General features: G+C 52.7%; 7 protein-coding genes. 3 read left to right on the top strand and 4 right to left on the bottom strand.

What is annotated here, in order from left to right:
• Positions 1-158 precede the first annotated feature (158 nt).
• Together L1D43_RS14700 and L1D43_RS14695 are read left to right on the top strand one after the other, a co-directional pair.
• The gene (locus L1D43_RS14700; RefSeq protein WP_239852714.1) at positions 159-1,370 is read left to right on the top strand and encodes an NnrS family protein; all 1,212 of its coding nucleotides are present in this window, start codon (positions 159-161) and stop codon (positions 1,368-1,370) included.
• Positions 1,371-1,426: 56 nt separating this feature from the next.
• Positions 1,427-2,803, top strand: a complete 1,377-nt coding sequence (locus L1D43_RS14695) for an ammonia-forming cytochrome c nitrite reductase subunit c552 (protein WP_239852712.1) — start codon at positions 1,427-1,429, stop codon at positions 2,801-2,803.
• 138 nt (positions 2,804-2,941) lie between these two features.
• Here L1D43_RS14695 and L1D43_RS14690 read toward each other — a convergent pair whose 3' ends face one another.
• The gene (locus L1D43_RS14690; RefSeq protein WP_239852710.1) at positions 2,942-3,859 is read right to left on the bottom strand and encodes a LysR family transcriptional regulator; all 918 of its coding nucleotides are present in this window, start codon (positions 3,857-3,859) and stop codon (positions 2,942-2,944) included.
• Positions 3,860-3,987: 128 nt separating this feature from the next.
• Between L1D43_RS14690 and L1D43_RS14685 the strand changes: the two genes are divergently transcribed.
• The gene (locus L1D43_RS14685; protein ID WP_239852708.1) at positions 3,988-5,079 is read left to right on the top strand and encodes an alkene reductase; all 1,092 of its coding nucleotides are present in this window, start codon (positions 3,988-3,990) and stop codon (positions 5,077-5,079) included.
• Positions 5,080-5,152: 73 nt separating this feature from the next.
• Here L1D43_RS14685 and L1D43_RS14680 read toward each other — a convergent pair whose 3' ends face one another.
• The 3 genes from L1D43_RS14680 to L1D43_RS14670 form a co-directional block, all read right to left on the bottom strand.
• Positions 5,153-6,310, bottom strand: a complete 1,158-nt coding sequence (locus L1D43_RS14680) for a putative sulfate/molybdate transporter (RefSeq protein ID WP_239852704.1) — start codon at positions 6,308-6,310, stop codon at positions 5,153-5,155.
• A gap of 551 nt (positions 6,311-6,861) precedes the next feature.
• Positions 6,862-17,079 (bottom strand): VCBS domain-containing protein, encoded by a 10,218-nt coding sequence (locus L1D43_RS14675; RefSeq protein ID WP_239852702.1) that lies wholly within the window; start codon positions 17,077-17,079, stop codon positions 6,862-6,864.
• A complete protein-coding gene (locus L1D43_RS14670; protein WP_239852700.1) occupies positions 17,009-20,755 on the bottom strand; it encodes a VCBS domain-containing protein in 3,747 nt (1,248 codons plus the stop codon). The genes L1D43_RS14675 and L1D43_RS14670 overlap by 71 nt, the downstream gene beginning before the upstream one ends.
• Between the last annotated feature and the right edge of the window lie 7 nt (positions 20,756-20,762).

Below are 20,762 nucleotides of genomic sequence, written 5' to 3'. Positions count from 1 at the left end.
AAAAACAACATCATAGCCTATTTTACCTATCTGGTTCACACTTCTTTTGTTCGGTTCGAATATCCATTGTCCGTCATATGTCCTCTGAGTAGACTGGCAGCATTAAAGCGATATTCAAGATGTTTGTTTAATTACTGATTCAGGCCGAGGCGCTGCAGATGCTTAATATTGATGATCCTAAAGTGGTCGACAAGACGCCGGCGATTTGGCGCCTGGGGTTCAGACCCTTCTTTCTGGGCGGTGCATTGTTGGCGGCCCTCTATGTGCCGCTGTGGCTGGTGACCTGGTATTTGCCCGAGATGAGCCTGCTGAGATCCCAGTTTTGGGTGAAGGTGGTGCCGCTTTGGTGGCATCCCCACGAGTTGCTGTTTGGCTTTGCCATGGCGATCGTCTGTGGCTTCCTGCTAACCTCGGTACAGACCTGGACCAATCAACCCAGCCTCAAGGGCTGGCCGCTCGCGATAGTGTTTGCTTGTTGGTTGCTGGCGCGTGTGCTCTTATTGGCGCCGCTAGAGCTGCCCGTCTGGTTACCTGCGCTGTTTGACAGCCTGTTTCTGCTGCTCAGCGCCGCCAAGCTCTGGTCCTGTATCTACCGGGTCAAACAGTGGCGCAATATAGGCTTTCCCATCATGTTGCTGGTAGCGACCGGCATTAACCTGCTGAGCTATTATGCCCTGAGTCAGCGCGACTTCGTGCTGAGCCACCATATCTGGCAGGGCATGCTCTGGTGGCTGGGGCTGTTGATCACTATCGTCGGTGGGCGGGTGATCCCCTTCTTTACCGCGGTGCGGATCAAACAGCCCAAGCCCGAGCCTATTCAGGCGCTGGATCTGAGTCTGATCGGCCTGATGATCCTATTGATTATCCAAGGCATCACTCAATATCTACCACTCGGCGCCGAGCAGGCCTTGCTGGCGGTGACGGCGCTTGCGCATCTGCTGCGTTGGAGTCGCTGGTTGCCTCACAAGACGCTGAAGGAGCCTATGCTCTGGTCGCTGCAGCTGGCCTATCTGTGTCTGCCGTTAACCCTGGCGGCCATAGCCTGGAATATAGATGATGAAAACGCCTATCGTCATCTGCTGCACCTGTTTGCCATAGGCACCATGGCGGGGCTCTGCCTGTCGATGATCTCTCGGGTCTCTCTGGGCCATACCAGTCGCAATATCTATCAGGGCCCCAAGATGTCACTGGCCTTTATGGGTATCACGCTGGCGGCCCTGTGCCGAGCCGTGATGCCGTTGTGGTTTCCCGAATATAGCGAGCTGTGGCTGTGGATCGCCGGCAGCTGTTGGAGCCTGGCCTTCGGCTGGTTTGTCTGGTGCTACGCGCCCATATTAACCCGGCCAAGAGTCGACGGACGTCCGGGCTAGCCCAGACACAATTTATCCCAGAACAAGTAGTCATTTAAATGAGTGTGGAAAGTGTAATGAAGAGACTAACAGCCATCGCATTGAGCCTGTTGAGCTGGTGCACCCTGAGTCAGGCGCTCGCCGCAGATGTTAGCCCCGAGGCCATGGAGAGTATGCAGGCCATGCAGGCCAAATACCCTAACCAGTATGCCAGCTGGCAGGCGACCTCGACCCAGGCGACGCGCAGCGACATGCTGGCCAGCTATCCCGCCGCCATTATCCTCTGGGCGGGCTCGGCCTACGCCAAGGAATACCATAGCCCTCGTGGGCATCAGTTTGCGGTAGCGGACGTGACCCATACCCTGCGCACAGGCGTGCCGCCGGGAGAGGGCCAGAAGGGGCTGTCGGCGAGCTGCTGGACCTGTAAGTCGCCGGATGTGCCAAGACTTATCGATGAGCTGGGGGTCGAAGGCTTCTCGACGAAGAACTTCACCGATCTCGGTAGCGAGATGAACAGTGTGGTCTACTGCAGCGACTGCCACCAACAGGGCAAGGCGGAGTTGGCCCTGCCGCGTCCTCACGCCCGCGATGCCATGGCCAAGGTCCATCTGCCCTTCGACAAGCAAGATGAGGCGATGCAAGGGGCGCAGGTGTGTGGCCAGTGTCATGTGACCTATTACTTTCAGCCGGAGCGCAGCAACAAGGTAAACATTCCCTGGATCTTCGGCAGCAGCGCGGATCTTATTGAGAAATATTACGATACCCGCCGTTTCTACGAATGGATCCATCCCGTCTCTAAGACGCCCATCCTCAAGGCGCGTCATCCAGAGTTTGAGCATTGGAGCCGCAGCGAACACGCTAAGGCAGGTGTCACCTGCGTGACCTGCCACATGCCAGCGACGACCGACGGTGAGGGCAAGGCCTACACCAATCATCAGGTGGGCAAGGCGCTGCCAAACTATGACGCCGTGTGCAAGGGCTGCCACGAGAGTAAACAGACGCTGATGAAGCAGCTGAACTCGGCCAAGTCGCAGATTGCCGAGAAGGCGAGACATGTAGAGCAGTTGCTGGTCAAGGCCCACTACGAGGCCGGGGCCGCCTGGGATGCTGGTGCAAGCTGGGCTATCATGAACGATGCCATCATGGCGATTCGCCATGCCCAGTGGCGCTGGGACTTTGCCATGTCGTCCCACGGCAGCTATGCCCATAACCCTCAGGAGGCCAACGCCCTACTGGATACGGCGATTAAGCAGGCCGAATATGCGCGTAGCGCCCTTGCGGAGATCCTGAGCATGTTGTCTGTCAGCGAGGTGAGCTATCCCGATATCTCCAGCAAGGAGGCGGCGCAGCAGGCGGTGGGCATTGAACTGGAAAAACTGACCAAAGCCAAGCAGACCTTCATCAAGCAAGAGGTTGATAAGCATTGGCCCGCGGTGAGCCGCACGGGTTACTAACTGCTCTTAACTCACTCGTTTTGAACAACGCCGACCCTAAGGTTTGTATCTGGGTCGGCGTTTTCGTATCTGGGGTCCGGGGCTTATATAGCTGCTTGTCCTAGGAGGCTATTTAAAAAACTGTTAAATAACCCAGCTCTAGGACTTTGGCTGCGGATATTGGCTGTCGAACGCCTGGCATTTCTGTTTGAGAAACTCGATACAGGTGCGGACCTTATGGCTGGGATAATCTGTCTGCAGGTAGGTGAGCTGTAGCGGGATCGGCTCGGCCAGATAATCTGCCAGCAGGAGTTCGAGCCTGCCCTCTGTTACCTCTTGAGCCACATCGAACCAACTCTTGTAGGCGATCCCTTCACCGGCGAGCGTCCACTCCTTGATGACGGCGCCGTCGTTGCAACTCTTAATCCCCGTAAGCTCTACCTCCAGCGGTGCTTGTTTGTCGGCAAAGTGCCACTTATGCCATGGGGTGTTCCCCCGGTTGAGCAGCAAGATCTTATGTTGGCTTAGCTGCTGGGGATGGCTGGGGCGGCCATGTCGTGCTAAGTAGTCCGGGGCGGCGACTGCCACCCTGTGCATACGTGCCAGTTGCCGACGCATCAGGGAGGAGTCTGGCAGTTCGCCGTATCTCAACGCCAGATGGACATTTTGGGCGATGAGGTCTTCCATCTGATCGCCAAAATAGAGGCGCAGAGTTAACTCGGGCGCCTGGGCCGCTAGCTCGTCCAGCCAGCCTCTGACGCGGTTGCGGCCGAGATCTGAGGGCAGGGCGATACGCAGTTCGCCCCTGAGTTCGCCTCGCTTGTCGGCGAGGGCGTCGCTGGCGCCTTGCAATAGATTGAGGGCCTGACGCCCGGTGTCGATGAAGGCCTGTCCCTCCTCGGTGAGCTGCATGTTGCGGGTCGAGCGAGCAAATAGCTGGCAGTTGAGCTTATGTTCCAGGCGCTGCAGGGCGGCGCTAGCCGATGCCGGTGTCATACCCAGCTCACGGGCGGCGGCCGATACGCTGTGCAGGTCGGCGATGCGGATCGCCAGTTGCAGGTCTTTGAGATGATACATATCAAAAATTTTTTGAAAATGATTTCAATACTAGCCTAATTATCAAATTATGTAACGGGTAATAGACTCTGTTTCATCGAAACAACTTGAACTGCATCTGCCGCGACCTGTCGGCATAAGGAAACCCGATGAAACTCTTTAACTCCTACCAGATGGGCCAGCATACCTTGGCCAACCGTATCGTGATGGCGCCCATGACCCGCTCACGCACCAGCCAGCCGGGCAATCTGCCCAACCAGATGATGGCCACCTACTACGCCCAGCGCGCCTCGGCGGGGCTAATAGTAACCGAGGCGACCCAGATCTCAGGCGATAGCCAGGGATATTCCTTCACCCCAGGTATCTATACCCAGGCACAGATCGACGGCTGGCGTCAGGTGACAGATGCGGTGCACAGTGCGGGCGGCAAGATCTTCAATCAGCTCTGGCATGTGGGCCGGGTGTCTCATCCTGTCTTTCAGGGTGGCGAGGCGCCCATGGCACCCTCGGCCATCAAGCCGCAAGGGACTCAGGTCTGGGTGGTCGATGCTGCGCACCCCGAGGGGCAGATGGTAGATTGCCCTATGCCCAGAGAGATGACCCAGGAGGATATCGACCGTGTGGTGAAGGACTTTACCGATGCGGCGAGCAATGCGGTGACCGCCGGCTTCGATGGGGTGGAGATCCACGGCGGTAATGGTTACCTCATCGATCAGTTCCTGCGCACCAACTCTAACAAGCGCCGCGATGCCTACGGCGGCAGCGGTGAGAAACGTATTCGCTTCCTGCTTGAGATAGTCGCTGCCGTGAGCGAAAGAATAGGCGCCGAGCGGGTCGGCGTGCGTCTTGCCCCCTTCGTGACCTTTAAGGACATGAGTTGCCCGGAGATTGTCGATACCATCTTGCTGGCAGCCGGCGCGCTGTCGAAGATAGGGATCGCCTATATTCATCTGTCAGAGGCGGATTGGGATGATGCGCCGCAGATCCCCGAGTCTTTCAGGGTGCAGCTACGCAACCTGTTCGACGCCACTATTATCGTTGCAGGACGCTACGATCTTGCCAGAGCCAGCGAGGTGCTAAGTAAGGGGTATGCGGATCTGGTGGCCTTCGGTCGTCCCTTTATCGCCAACCCGGACCTGCCCCACAGATTGCAGCACAAGTTGCCGCTGGCAAGCTTCGACAAGGGCCCATTGTTTGGCGGTGGCGCGGCGGGATATACGGATTATCCCGCTGCGAGTTAGGCATAATAAAATTCTGATGGGAGGTATTCCCTTAGCCCCAAGGATTAGTACAAAGGCTAGGGGATTAATCGACTCAGTGCCTGAGATCAGAGATCAGGTGCCACTGCCGGCGGCCCATTTCCAATATCACCCCTACGGCGAGTCCGGCGGCGGTATTGATGGTCAGGCAGACGGCGGCGGTGGATAAGATCACAAAGATGCAGAAGGGTTTGCCATCGAGGAAGCGTTTCGACCAGGCCAGTTGTAGGCCGGCGATTGCCAATAGGCTCCCTAGAATCGCCAGGGGGATCAGGGACAGCACCTGGGCTATGGTGTCGCCCCAGCACAGGGCGACTAGCAGGCAGCAGATACCGAACAGGGCTGGGGCACGCCAGCTTCTGGCACCAAAATGGTATTGCACCGCCAGGCCGCCCGCGCCATGGCACATGGGCGTGGCGCCTAGTGGGGCCAGCAGCAGGTTTGCCCAGCCCGAGCTGGTGGCCAGACGCTGCGGCGAGAAACGTTTGTCATCGATCAGCCTATCTTGGGGAAACTTCTCACCGGCCATGGCCGATGTGGCGATCACCGCATTGGTGAGTGTGAGTGCCAGCTGCGGTAGCACCAACAGCAGAGCGGCAGATTGCCACTCGTCGATATTGGGCCAGCCCAGTTGCCAGTCTGTAGTGGCGGGCAAGTTAAAGCTGGGAGCCGAGCCCTGATTTGCCTGCCACAGCACGCCTAACCCTAACACCAGGGGCATGGCCAGATAGGGAAGCGGCATGAAACGGCTCATAAACAGGGCGCTGAAGGCCAGTATGCCGATGAGCCAAGTGCCGCTCATCATCTGCCCGCCCATCCAGATGAGTTGCAGGCCGATGGCTAGTTGTATGCCTATGCTTACCGCGGGTGACAGCTGTTTGGCCATCCAGCCGATGGCGCCGCTATAGGCCAGCAGCAAGAGTATGAGTCCCATCAGGATACCGCTGGCCTGCAGCATACCGGGCGTCAGTCCCTGGGCGATCACCAGCGCCGCGATCACCTTCATCGGCTGCACTGGAATGGGCCGACGATAGAAGTAGGCGGTAAAGAGGGCGAACAGGCCGAAGCCGAGAAAGATCCCCTGTGGGGAGAAATGGTTGATGGCGATCAGGCCGAGCACCAGTGGCAGAAAGGTGCCTAGATCGGCGAAGGCGCCGCTGAATTCTCCTATGTGTTTGTGTAGCGGGTTGTTGTCTTGGGTGTTACATCTCATATTGCTTGCCGTGGGAAATCATCACTTATTTCACGGCAAATTTAATGCCATGTTTTTTGTAGGCTTTTATCGGTAAAACCGAGCCATAATGGGCCATTTGGCTAACAAGGGTGAGACAAGTTGTCACATAGGTCGGTGATATTGGGTCAAGAGATCTCAAATTAATCATTGCTAATCTTCCTAGGCTTCTTCATGCAAGTAACTTTGTGATCGGGCCCATGTCTGCTGCTTGTGTTAACAAATCAGAAGAAACGAGTGATATTCGCCTGCTTTTATCGTTCATGACGCTGGTTAGGGTTAGATGAAGGTGGGGCTTTGATAGAAACACTATTTCGGCGTTATTCAACTTCAGCAGGGCTAGGCATGCTGAAGTTGCATGCTTTGAACTGTCGCTGCTATCAAAGCCAGAGCTGCGCGACGACTTGTTCGCACCTTTCTTAGGGGAAGGATATGGCTACATTACTTCTGAGATGCGCGTTAAGGCACTAATGATTCTAGTGGCTAAGGGCATCTATCGACAAAAAGGCCCGCAAGCGGGCCTTTATTTTATCTTAGAACTGGTTATGCATATCGTTTAAGGCGTTGTGCAGCAGCTCGTCGTCATTAGCGTTGGCATGGTGCTCCTCTACTGGGTCGTCGATATCTATGCCCCTATGCTTTAGCTCCTCTTTTTCATGGTGATCCAGCAGCGGATTGTCGAAGTGATCTACCTGAGTCAGGGTGAGAGCGTCGGCGTCGAACTGCTCTGCCGGCATCGGCGGCGTATCCAGATCAGCTTGAGACCTGGTGTGGTTATCAAGCAGCGCCAGATCTTGCTGGCTAAGTCCTATCATCTGCAGATAGTGATCCACAGGGGCGAGCGTAGCGGCCGCCAATGGCTGGGGGTCTGCCTCTGCATGAGAGGGGTCGGCACCACTTGTCATCTGCTCATGGGGCTGATTAACAGGCTCCTCATCTTGAGCTGCTGCGCGTTGTGCATGTTTATCCTCTGCCTCGTTTTCGTTTGCCTGGATGATGACAGGGGCATCATCGCTAACGTCCTGATTACCATCCCATTGGGGGGTATCATTCAGCTCAGGCGGCGGTGGTGGTGGGGCCGGACTCATGGTGACAGGAGTGACCGTCATGTCCACCAACTGGGTCGACTGTTGGTTGTGGCCACTATGGCCATGGATATAGGTGATATCCAGATTCACCTCCACATCCACATTGGAGGAGTGGCTGTCATGGTAGAGGATGTGGAAGATATCGTGGTGGGTTTCTGAGATGGTCTCGCCCGCCCAGTGGGTGCCGCCCGCAGCCTTGTCGCCTGGTGTTGGTTCTTGGTTATAGAGATAGTCTACGTGGCCTGTATCTGGGTCTATGGTAAGGGTGCCGTATTGCCCCTTAAGACTGTGTGTGGGGTGTCCATGACCGTCATCTATTGCCCATGCGCCCTTGGTGGATAGGTTAGGGGTGAGTTGCTGAAGCAATGGCGGAGCAATGAGATCGCCTGAGATATGTGAGCCAATGCTACCACTACCTGTTGGTGTAGGGGGGGTCTTAAAGCTCAAAGTGGGTACAGGGTTAGCGCTATCGCTAATAAACAGAGGGCTGTGTATTGATGCTAAATTCCCCGCTAAATCTTGAACCGATGCGCTGATATCAACCGTTCCCCCAGGCAGCGCCTGAACCTCCGCTGCGGTTAATGATGTGTGCCAAGCGCCTTGAGTTACCACGGCTTGATGCTGCTGACCCGCAATCGTTACAGTAACTGTTTGCCCATCTTCAACGCCAGATACTGTACCGGTTATATCAATCGCTTGTTGGTGTTCGCTGCCTTCAATGACATTGTCGCTGGTGATTGGGTTAACCCTAATGGCCGTAGTATCGGTGCTGTAGTGATGATTATCCGCCGCACTGGTTGCCGTAGTGCCATCAGGCCCTGTGGTGGTGACTTCTACATGTAAGGGGACATCTCCAGTTGGTGCAGTTTTAGGGAGTACAACCTCAATGCTTGAACGATGCCAATCTTGCACTTCGACTGCTTGGCCATTCTGAACTGTAGCAGTGTGTCCATGGCCGTCATCAAGAGTTGTACCATCCGGAAGGCCAGTTAGCTTAACGCTTGTAACATGATCATCCGGATCATTGGGCTGCACATCCAGGTTCAGATCGTGATGGAATGGATTCCCCCCTATTTGTGGTGTATTCAAAGTGTGATGTGCCAATGCATCGGTTTGGTGTCCTGTATGATCGACTAGTTGCCCGCCTTGGATGCCTAATTCCAGTAAAACCCTGCCAGAACCAATTCCTGGTGTTGATTCACTTAATGGTCCAGAGGCTACCTGTTGGGCTGTTACTTCTCCTTGCATAATGACAGCACTGGTAAATACAGCTTGCACACTTAAATCACTCGCAGGCGCTTTCATCTGCCCATCGCTGTACATTACCTGCCCATTTTCATTCATCAGTGGGTGTAACCCATCACCTAAATTAACCCCAGTATGTCCTACTGCTTTTGCAATAAAGATTGGTATATGGTCTCCCCCACGACCTTGGTGGTTAAACCAAAAGGTAGGATTTCCAAAAATCTGTGCATCATCTCCAGCAGTGTTGTAACTATTCATGCCTAAATCACTATCATGCCATATCTGAGCACTGTTGGTGTGAAAGACAGGTTGACCATCTTGATAAACAGTGGCGCTATGCGATGCAGTATTTACTGAGAAGGTGAGTCGATGTGGATCATGGTTTTGAGTAATATCAATACCTGTTTGAATTGGTTTATGTCCCGGTAGCCAAATAGTAAGGTTTTGTGGGTTGGTGACCGTAAATGTATTTAACGTGTTGGTATGACTGTCGTCTGAATAAATTTTACATACTGCTGCAGCTCCTTGTTGTTCACCTTTGGCGACAGCATTACCAAATTGTATTAAAACGGATTCTTTATTAAGGTGTGAGCCTGAAGGAATTTTAACCACGACTTCAGCGGTTAATTCTGGTGAAGTCTGATGGGTAAGGTGAGAACCATCCAAGCGAGTAACAGCAAGCCCATTCCCTTGTCCTGATTGCATGGTTGCTTCAGTCGCGCTCAGATGCATCGAAATCGACGCTGCATCGGTGACGCTGTCTACCGTAATATGACCTGAAGCCGCTGCCGACTGCATGCCATTTTCACTCACGGTAAATCCAAAGCTGGCATCACCGTGGTAGTTTTGCGCTGGTGTAAAAACAAGCTGGTCAATGTGGGCTGTGTCGATATGTTGTCCAGCTGCCACAGGCTGCCCATTGAACGTCAAAGTGCCGTGTGTTACATCAGGTAAAGAACTGATGGTGAGCTGATCAAAATTGTCCGCACTGAACTCTGCAGCAGTAAAGGTATGTGGGGAATCTTCATGCATCTGAATGATCCCGGAGCTTGCCGTTGGCGCACTGCCCATACTGGCATGAACAGACACTGAAGCTCCTTCAGGGTCGGTGACCTGATAACTGATGTCTACCGGCCCTTTGTATCCATTTTCAGGATGGTATAGATAACCTCCATGTCCATCAGGAGTAATGGTGCCGTGGTCTGCTTGTAAGTGGCTGACACTTAAATGCTGATTGTCATGCGTATCTGGGTCGCGAACATTAGCCAGCAAATCACGTAAAGCGATCGGTGTATTACCATTTTGCGGCGTGATAAAGGTTTGCCCATTCACAACTGGTGCATCGTTGGTTCCTTGAATTGTGACTACAATGTCATGTTTGGTTCCATCACTGGCGGTCACCGTGATCTTATCTTGTACCGTCTCTTTAGCGCCAACATGTTGCACTTTGCTTTGATCAAGTGTGTACTCCCAATGCCCATTATGCATAGTAAAGTAGCCGTAACCATTGTCACCCGATGTGGATGGCATGTCTGGAAGCGTTGGTGTTTGATTGGTGTCTGGGTCGGTGATGGAAATACTGCCGTGCACCGCAGCAATATCCCCTACATTTCCTTCCCTTAAATTTCCTGAGAAGTCTCCTTTAAATTCAGAAGGTGTGTCGGTTCCCGTCAGATTAATCGTAACTTGATGCGTCACCCCATCATGGGTTCTAAACGTAAAGGTTTCTTGGGCTTTTGCACCATCAGGCAGAGATGTGGCTTTGTCACCAGCGGTAAAAGACCAGTGACCATCTTTCATCGTGAAAGTACCGTAACCATGATCTCCTATTTGGTTTTGTACATTAACAAAGGTGTCTGGGGTCGCATCTGGATCAGTAATATGCAAGTCACCATGGGCATCATCGGTCACACCATTAAAATGCGCCGTGGCACTGTTTGTCCCGCGCGTAAACATTGCATAGCCATTTACACCATAATTTGGGTCTCCCATGTTCATTACCCAAAACCCATGCTGCAGATCCAAGCCCTGAGCAGCACCACCTGCCGGACCCTCATCACCGCCTACAGAATACCAACGACCAGCGTTTGGATCGTTTTTGGTCACCGGTGGAAAGTCAAAACCAGCAGAAATGGTGGCCAGCCAAGCCCCTTGGGGAACCGTCAAATCTGGCATAGCACCTTGTGAACCGCCCTCAGTGACAGAGGCACTGTTATCACCTGAAATCTTTGCAACATCGTTCACTGCCACCAAGTTAATAGAGGCGGTTTGTGGTATAGACGCCCCATGCTCATCTTGCACTTGGTAACTAAACTGGACTGGACCGTTATAGTCCTTGTCAGGTGTAAAACGAAAAGTACCATCGTGGTTGTCTACAATTTGTCCGTGATCGGCAGACAAATTATGTATGCTCAGTTGTGCGTTATGGTCAATATCACTGGCATGGGCTAGCAAATCAGAAGCTTGCAAGGTCACAGTCGTGTCTTCTTTTCCTGTAGCCAATATGACTGACGATGACACAGTCGGAGCATCATTAGTGCCCGTAACGGTAATAGTAATGCGGTGAGACGTGCCATCCGAAGAATGAACCTCATAGATGACATCTTTAGTTTCACCTTGCTTTAGGGCTTGTACCGCTGGATTGCCATTTGCTAGGACGTAATCCCAATTGCCATGACGGTCGATGTGCATTTCTCCCTGGAAGGGGTCACTGATAGCTTTTTCGTGTCCAAATGCCCCTGACGCCCTAAAGTGATCTTCACCAGCATCTGGATCGGATATAGAAAGGCTTCCGGTCACTTGAATATGATGCATCGAATCGGGGAAAACGTGCCGATCTTCAGTAATTGAACCAGTATCGACACCTGCGATGATCGCAGAGTCGTTGCTACCTTGTACATTTATTTGAATATGTTTTGTTGCTGTAGAGCCATCACTTGAAATGGCAACAATATCAAATCCTTCTGTTTGATTTTGTCCCGCCGTTAAGTGCTGTGCTTTGGCCGGATCTAATTGGTAATGCCAAGTACCATCTGTCGCGACACTGAAACTGCCAAAATTACCGGTTAAATTCTGCGTTTGAAAATGCACGCTATCATCTTTATCAACATCGTGTGCTTGTAATGTGCCTGATAGCGTGGTTTTTTGATCTTCAATGGCAGTGCCAATCGATGCTGTTAACGAATCAGGTGTATCGATAATAACGCTATCTTCTGTGCCTTTAATCGTCGCTGTAATAGGAATTCGTGTGCCATCTGCGGTGATCAACGTCATGTGATCGGTGAGACTTTGACCATCTTTTAATTGTTGAATTTCAGGGTGATTATTATCTGCGATATAAAGCCATTTATTATGTCCATCAAATCCATGAGTGGTAACAAATGAACCGTGATCCCCCTGTAAAGTCATTGCAAAATTTGCGGGGACGCTATGCTCAACACCATTAACTTCAATTTTGACAATTTGTGCATCGGCTTGACCATCGGTATCAGTAATATCAAGGTTTTTCCAATAAGAAGTTAACGTATGAGAAGAGGAACCGCTAAGATGATCTTCAATCACTTCGTTGCTAGATAACGCACTCGCAAGTACTGAAGCATCATTGACAGCAACTAAATTGATCGTTGCGTCTGTGTGTGTAGTCCCCCCGTGGCGATCAATGACATCATAATTAAAGTGTACAACTCCGTTGTAGTCTTTTTCTGGCGTGAAGGTGAAACTGCCATCGGCATTGGTGCTGACTGAACCATGGTCGGCTGTTAAGTGGGTGGCTTTTAGCCAGCCTTGATCGTTGCGGTCACTATCACTGGCGTGAGCTAATAAATCCTGTTGGGTTAATATCACCTGTTTATCTTCACTGCCTTGGCTCAACACAAGTCCACCGGTCACAGTTGGTGCATCGTTACTACCGTGCACGACGACAGTGACCGTTTTACTCACTTTGCTTCCATCGGTTGATATAGCCTCAACGGTGAAATGCTCGTTCCATTCATCACCTTGCCCTAATGCTCCTGCTTTTGACTCATCGACAATGTAGTGCCACTGACCATTGGCATCTATTGAGAACGCACCATATTTCCCAGTTGTTTGAGTAATGGCCCAGCTCACTGAATCATGAGTATCACTATCATGAGCCTGTAGTTGACCGCTGACTTGTGCGCCTGTTGATTGATGCTCAATCACATCACCAATATGATTGGGTGAATCGATGATAACGTGATCTTCGGTCCCTTTAATTTCAACCGATAGAGACTGGCGGGTGCCATCTGGTGCAACTAAGGTGATACTTTCATGTAAAGACTCGCCCTCTTTTAAACCTTGAATTGATGGGTTGCGATTATCACCGTTATACAACCAAACTAGCTCCCCCTTGTGCGGACCATGAGAATATGTTGTTAGTTCGAATTTGCCATATTTGGTTTGAATATCAAGAGGCGAACCGACTTGCCAAGTAACCGTTTTACCGCCAAATTCAATGTCAACCTGATCGACCTTACTGTCAATGTCGGTAATCGTCAGTTGATGCCATTGTGAGTCGGCGAAGCGACTGCCGCCAAAGTTGCCATAAGAGCTGACTCCAGGATCGATGTCTTCTTTAACTGAGTCAGTTGAGACACCGCCAAACACAGTCTTGTCGTCAACGGCCGCTAGGTTGGTGGAAGCACCTGTATGTGTAATACCACCATGGGCATCTTTCACATCGTAAGTAAAATGCACCTCGCCGTTGTAGTCTTTTTCTGGCGAGAAGGTAAAGGTGCCATCTTGGTTGTCTCGAATGGAGCCATGGTTGGCAATCAAGTTAGCGACGGTAAGCTGACCTTGGTCGTTACCATCAATATCGGTTGCATGCGCCAGCAAATCAGCCGCAGTAATGGTTTGAACAGAGTCTTCCTTGCCTGAGTTTAACTGCACTTCACTTGATACTGTCGGGGCGTCATTAGTGCCGTGGATGGTAATGACGATATCGTGGGTGGTGCCATCTTTAGAGTGTACCGTCACCGTATCCGTTAAGGTTTCACCTTTCCCTAAGTGCTGGATTTCAGGTTTGCGGTTATCTATGTAGTAATTCCAGTTTCCTTTTGGGTCAATTGCCAATTGGCCACCCAGCGATGATGAATATGGCCGCCACTCTGGGTGCGTTGCTGCTGAGATAAGGGTTTTAAAATCAAAGCCTGATTCATCCTTGTCGGGGTCGATAGCAGATAATGAGCCTTGAGTCTCCAATTTATAGGCGTAGTTTCCTTGCACGCTGGCATGAGGGTTTAGGTCTTCAGTAACACTACCTGTATCAATGCCTGCAATAACCGCATTATCTTGTACCGCCGCTAAAGTGGTACTGGCGCCAGTATGAGTCATACCGCCGTGTGCATCTTTGACGTCATAGCTAAAGTGCACCGCGCCGTTATAGTCTTTTTCTGGGGTAAAAGTGAAGGTACCATCGCCATTAATTAATATCGAACCATGGTCGGCGTGTAGGTTTTCAATAGTTAGTTTACCCGCGTCATTGGCATCCACATCGACAGTGTTTGCCAACAGTTGAGCGGTCGTCAGCGTTTGGCGTGTATCTTCAGTGCCACTTTGTAGTACGACCTCGGATGAACAATAGGGGCGGTCATTACTGCCATGGATGGTGATAACAATGTCATGAGATGTCCCATCTTTTGAATAAACGGTAATGGTATCGGTCAGGCTTTGCCCTTCACCGAGCTGGTCAATTGTCGATCCTCTGTTGGACGCGTAGCCACCTTTAATACGCACACCGCCAGCATCAGCATAATAGGTCCATTGACCATTTTCTTGCAGCAGTAGATCGCCAAATTTACCCGAGTAGGTGAAGCCGACCCCGTGAGTGTTGAAGGCTGCTTCGCCGGAATCCNGCACACCGCCAGCATCAGCATAATAGGTCCATTGACCATTTTCTTGCAGCAGTAGATCGCCAAATTTACCCGAGTAGGTGAAGCCGACCCCGTGAGTGTTGAAGGCTGCTTCGCCGGAATCCAAGTCCGAAATGGTTAAGGTGCCACTGGCATACAGAGGGTTACGGCCAAGGTGAGCCATACCTGGTTGCGCATAGTCAGGTGACATATCTTTACCGGCGGAATTTTCGGTAACACTGCCGGTATCGATACCGCCAATCACGGCTTTATCGTCGGTGCCGTTAATGGTCACTGTCACCTTCTGTTCGGTGCCATCAACCGAGTGAACCAGCACGGTATCCGTGAGTGATTCACCCGTTTTTAAGCCTTGAATCGCGGCTTGTGCGTTATCGGCGGTGTAGGTCCAGTGGCCATGCTCGTTAATAGTGAGGCTGCCGTACTGGCCTTGAAGACTGGTGGCAACAAACTGGTTTTGTCCGCTGTCAGGATCGGTGATAGTTAGTACACCATCAGCGTGGATCATTCCTTGATGAACGTTTTTATCTTCAGTCAAACTTACTGTACTAGTTCCCGCGATTTGAGCCTTATCATTGACGGCTGCTAAGATGGTGCTGGCACCGGTGTGGGTTATGCCGCCATGGCCATCTTTCACATCGTAAGTAAAATGCACCTCACCGTTGTAGTCTTTTTCTGGTGTGAAGGTAAAGCTGCCGTCACCATTAATTAATATCGAACCATGGTCGGCGTGCAGGTTTTCAATAGTTAGTTTACCCGCGTCATTGGCATCCACATCGACAGTGTTTGCCAACAGTTGAGCGGTCGTCAGCGTTTGGCGTGTATCTTCAGTGCCACTTTGTAGTACGACCTCGGATGAGCAATAGGGGCGATCGTTACTGCCATGAATGGTGATAACAATGTCATGAGATGTCCCATCTTTTGAATAAACGGTAATGGTATCGGTCAGGCTTTGCCCTTCACCGAGCTGGTCAATTGTCGATCCTCTGTTGGACGCGTAGCCACCTTTAATACGCACACCGCCAGCATCAGCATAATAGGTCCATTGACCATTTTCTTGCAGCAGTAGATCGCCAAATTTACCCGAGTAGGTGAAGCCGACCCCGTGAGTGTTGAAGGCTGCTTCGCCGGAATCCNGCACACCGCCAGCATCAGCATAATAGGTCCATTGACCATTTTCTTGCAGCAGTAGATCGCCAAATTTACCCGAGTAGGTGAAGCCGACCCCGTGAGTGTTGAAGGCTGCTTCGCCGGAATCCAAGTCCGAAATGGTTAAGGTGCCACTGGCATACAGAGGGTTACGGCCAAGGTGAGCCATACCTGGTTGCGCATAGTCAGGTGACATATCTTTACCGGCGGAATTTTCGGTAACACTGCCGGTATCGACACCGCCAATCACGGCTTTATCGTCAGTGCCGTTAATGGTCACAGTCACTTTTTGCGAAGTGCCATCAACCGAGTGAACCAGCACGGTATCCGTGAGTGACTCACCCGTTTTTAAGCCTTGAATTGTGGCTTGTGCGTTATCAGCGGTGTAGGTCCAGTGGCCATGCTCGTTAATAGTGAGGCTGCCGTACTGGCCTTGAAGACTGGTGGCAACAAACTGGTTTTGTCCGCTGTCAGGATCGGTGACGGTGAGCGCGCCATCGACGCGGAGTTGTCCTTGGTAGAGGTCTTTGTCCTCGGTCACTGAAGCCGTAGCAGTACCGCCAATGACGGCGTTATCGTCGGTGCCGTTAATGGTCACAGTCACTTTTTGTGAAGTGCCATCAACCGAGTGAACCATCACGGTATCCGTGAGTGACTCACCGGTTTTTAAGCCTTGAATTGTGGCTTGTGCGTTATCAGCGGTGTAGGTCCAGTGGCCATGCTCGTTAATAGTGAGGCTGCCGTACTGGCCTTGAAGACTGGTGGCAACAAACTGGTTTTGTCCGCTGTCAGGATCGGTGACGGTGAGCGCGCCATCGACGCGGAGTTGTCCTTGGTNCACGGTATCCGTGAGTGACTCACCGGTTTTTAAGCCTTGAATTGTGGCTTGTGCGTTATCAGCGGTGTAGGTCCAGTGGCCATGCTCGTTAATAGTGAGGCTGCCGTACTGGCCTTGAAGACTGGTGGCAACAAACTGGTTTTGTCCGCTGTCAGGATCGGTGACGGTGAGCGCGCCATCGACGCGGAGTTGTCCTTGGTAGAGGTCTTTGTCTTCGGTCACTGAAGCCGTAGCAGTACCGCCAATGACGGCTTTATCGTCGGTGCCGTTAATGGTCACAGTCACTTTTTGCGAAGTGCCATCAACCGAGTGAACCAGCACGGTATCCGTGAGTGACTCACCGGTTTTTAAGCCTTGAATTGTGGCTTGTGCGTTATCAGCGGTGTAGGTCCAGTGGCCATGCTCGTTAATAGTGAGGCTGCCGTACTGGCCTTGAAGACTGGTGGCAACAAACTGGTTTTGTCCGCTGTCAGGATCGGTGACGGTGAGCGCGCCATCGACGCGGAGTTGTCCTTGGTAGAGGTCTTTGTCCTCGGTCACTGAAGCGGTTGAGGCANGTTTTTAAGCCTTGAATTGTGGCTTGTGCGTTATCAGCGGTGTAGGTCCAGTGGCCATGCTCGTTAATAGTGAGGCTGCCGTACTGGCCTTGAAGACTGGTGGCAACAAACTGGTTTTGTCCGCTGTCAGGATCGGTGACGGTGAGCGCGCCATCGACGCGGAGTTGTCCTTGGTAGAGGTCTTTGTCCTCGGTCACTGAAGCGGTTGAGGCACCCGCAATCATCGCTTTATCGTCGGTGCCGTTAATGGTCACAGTCACTTTTTGTGAAGTGCCATCAACCGAGTGAACCATCACGGTATCCGTGAGTGACTCACCGGTTTTTAAGCCTTGAATTGTGGCTTGTGCGTTATCAGCGGTGTAGGTCCAGTGGCCATGCTCGTTAATAGTGAGGCTGCCGTACTGGCCTTGAAGAGTGGTGGCTACAAATTGGTTTTGTCCGCTGTCAGGATCGGTGACGGTGAGCGCGCCATCGACGCGGAGTTGTCCTTGGTAGAGGTCTTTGTCCTCGGTCACTGAAGCGGTTGAGGCACCCGCAATCATCGCTTTATCGTCGGTGCCGTTAATGGTCACAGTCACTTTTTGTGAAGTGCCATCAACCGAGTGAACCAGCACGGTATCCGTGAGTGACTCACCGGTTTTTAAGCCTTGAATCGCGGCTTGTGCGTTATCAGCGGTGTAGGTCCAGTGGCCATGCTCGTTAATAGTGAGGCTGCCGTACTGGCCTTGAAGACTGGTGGCAACAAACTGGTTTTGTCCGCTGTCGGGATCGGTGACGGTGAGCGCGCCATCGACGCGGAGTTGTCCTTGGTAGAGGTCTTTGTCCTCGGTCACTGAAGCGGTTGAGGCACCCGCAATCATCGCTTTATCGTCGGTGCCGTTAATGGTCACAGTCACTTTTTGCGAAGTGCCATCAACCGAGTGAACCAGCACGGTATCCGTGAGTGACTCACCGGTTTTTAAGCCTTGAATCGCGGCTTGTGCGTTATCAGCGGTGTAAGTCCAATGGCCATGCTCGTTAATAGTGAGGCTGCCGTACTGGCCTTGAAGAGTGGTGGCTACAAATTGGTTTTGTCCGCTGTCGGGATCGGTGACGGTGAGTGCGCCATCAACACGCAAATGCCCTTGGTAGAGGTCTTTGTCCTCGGTCACAGCGCCCGTTGACGCGCCGCCAATCACCGCCTTGTCGTCGGTGCCGTTAATGGTGACGGTCACCTTCTGCGCGGTACCATCGACCGAGTGCACCAGTAAGGTTTCGGTGAGCGACTCGCCAGCTTTCAGCCCTTGAATCGCAGATTGTGAGTTATCAGCGGTGTAGGTCCAGTGGCCATTTGAATCAATCGACAAGGTACCAAATTGGCCTTGAAGAGTGGTGGCAACAAACTGGTTTTGTCCGCTGTCGGGATCGGTGACGGTGAGTGCGCCATCAACACGCAAATGCCCTTGGTAGAGGTCTTTGTCCTCGGTCACAGCGCCCGTGGCCGTGCCGCCAATCACTGCCTTGTCGTCGGTGCCGTTAATGGTGACTGTCACCTTCTGCGCTGTGCCATCGACGCTGTGAACAAACAGGGTCTCGGTGAGTGATTCACCTGACTTGAGCCCCTGAATGGTGGCCTGAGAGTTGTCGGCTGTGTAGGTCCAGTGGCCGAGATCGTTGATGGTCAGGGTGCCGTATTGGCCTTGCAGGCTGGTGGCGATGAACTGGTTTTGTCCGCTGTCGGGATCGGTAACGGTGAGCGCGCCATCAACGCGGAGATGTCCTTGGTAAAGGTCTTTGTCCTCGGTCACAGCGCCCGTGGCCGCGCCGCCAATGACTGCCTTGTCGTCGGTGCCGTTAATGGTGACGGTCACCTTCTGCTCGGTGCCATCGACCGAGTGTACAAACAGGGTTTCGGTAAGCGACTCGCCAGCTTTCAGCCCCTGAATCGCAGATTGTGAGTTATCGGCGGTGTAAGTCCAGTGCCCTAAATCATTGATGGTAAGTGTGCCGAATTGCCCTTGGTGTGTGGTAGCAATGAAGTGAGCATCGCCGCCATCGGGATCGATCACCGTCAGTTGCCCGGATGTCTGTAGCTGCCCGGCGACCAGGTCTTTGTCTTCTGTCACCGAGCCGCTGGCCATGCCATGGATGATGGCTCGCTGATCTGTGCCGTGAACTTCTATGGTCACTATCTGGCTGACGGGTTGTCCTGAGCTGTCGGTTGCTGTGACTCTGAAGGTCTCAGTGGCCACCTGGCCCGCATGTAGGGCCAGGGTGTTGGGGAAGCTATTATCGAGCCGATACTGCCAGAGACCTGTATCTGGGTCGATAACTAGCTCGCCATAGACGCCGGATGAATGGGGCACGGCCCAATGGACGCCGTCTCCCGAGTCGGGATCTGTGGCGATCAATTGCCCCGATACTCGGTCAACCGAGCCCTGTTCATTTAGGCTGGCATGATGGACGCCAGAGATCACCGGCAGATCGTTACTGCCCTCGACGGCGACGCATATGACGCTGCTGACGCTGTTGCCCTGATTGTCAGTTGCCGTAATGGTGAAGGTTTCATTGTGGTGCTCGCCTTCGGAGAGGGCATTGGTCTTGGCATCGAAGTTGTTGAGATGGTAGTGCCACTCACCCGTGCTGGGGTTGAGCACAAGATCGCCATATTGTCCCTTGCTGGTCTCTACCGACCAGGTGATGGCGTCCTTGGTGTCGCCGCTAGCCGCGAGTTTTCCTGATACCGTATCGATAACACTGTTTTCTTTAATCGTTTGAAAATTTTGTTGACTATCAATATGCAACGGATTTTCATGCGTGCCAGTGCCAGTGCCAGTGCCAGTGCCAGTGCCAGTGCCAGTGCCAGTGCCAGTGCCTGTCAGCGAGACCTGTGGGTCGGTAGTGGGGCGGTCAGTTGTTGGATGCTGAGTGCCTGTTTGCTGTGTGCTTGGAAGCTGTGTCGAGCCCGTGTTCGGTAGTTGTGGCTTGTGAGTTGGCGTCTCGTTGGTGGTTAGGGTCACCTGAAAGGCGGGCAGGGTGCCGCTTGAGGTGAGTGCATGGGCGAGGGGCGTCAGACTTGGGGGCTGTGCTGTGCCTTTTTCGAAGCCGCTAAACTCCTCTATTCCCGTGGTCTGCGCCGCGCGGTGGGCCAGTTTGTTTTGCGGCTGCGCCGCATTTGCTTGTGCTTCTGACGTTTGAGTTTCTTGTGCCAGCGCTTTTTGTGACTGAAGCTCTTGAGATGGGTTTTCCTGTGGCTGCGCCGCTGACGTTATCTTATCGTCTAATTCTGTTGAGCTTGGTGTCTGATCGCCCTGAACCATTGGGCCCAGAACTGCACTATTTGCCAGATCTGCGTCTAGTTGCTCTGGCTCTGACTCTGGTTCTGGTATTGGCTCTGGCTCTGCGCCTGCGCTGGCGGCAGTGTGCCAAGGCTTCTCCGCCACCAGATCTTGATTAAATCGGCTCGATGTCTTGCCGTCCCGGTACTCTTCGGCCTTGAGCTGCTCGACCGCCTTGTCTTGCGCCCTGGCGAGACGTTTCGCCTCGCGTTCACGTCGCTGAGCCTCTGTTAACTGCTCCTGCTCGCTCGCTGGCTGCGAATTGGTTTGCGGCTTAGCCTGATTCCTAGCCTGACTAGATTCGTCTTGAGGCGGCTTGTTGGGGCGCTTATCTTGGCTCATGGCGTTC

The organism is Shewanella sp. Isolate8 (assembly GCF_022398495.1).
GTDB lineage: Bacteria > Pseudomonadota > Gammaproteobacteria > Enterobacterales > Shewanellaceae > Shewanella > Shewanella aquimarina.
This window is presented reverse-complemented; position numbering and strand designations above follow the sequence as displayed.

Coding starts and splice junctions, on each gene's coding strand:
- L1D43_RS14700 (WP_239852714.1), top strand. CDS start 159: ATGCTTAATATTGATGATCCTAAAGTGGTCGACAAGACGCCGGCGATT.
- L1D43_RS14695 (WP_239852712.1), top strand. CDS start 1,427: ATGAAGAGACTAACAGCCATCGCATTGAGCCTGTTGAGCTGGTGCACC.
- L1D43_RS14690 (WP_239852710.1), bottom strand. CDS start 3,859: ATGTATCATCTCAAAGACCTGCAACTGGCGATCCGCATCGCCGACCTG.
- L1D43_RS14685 (WP_239852708.1), top strand. CDS start 3,988: ATGAAACTCTTTAACTCCTACCAGATGGGCCAGCATACCTTGGCCAAC.
- L1D43_RS14680 (WP_239852704.1), bottom strand. CDS start 6,310: ATGAGATGTAACACCCAAGACAACAACCCGCTACACAAACACATAGGA.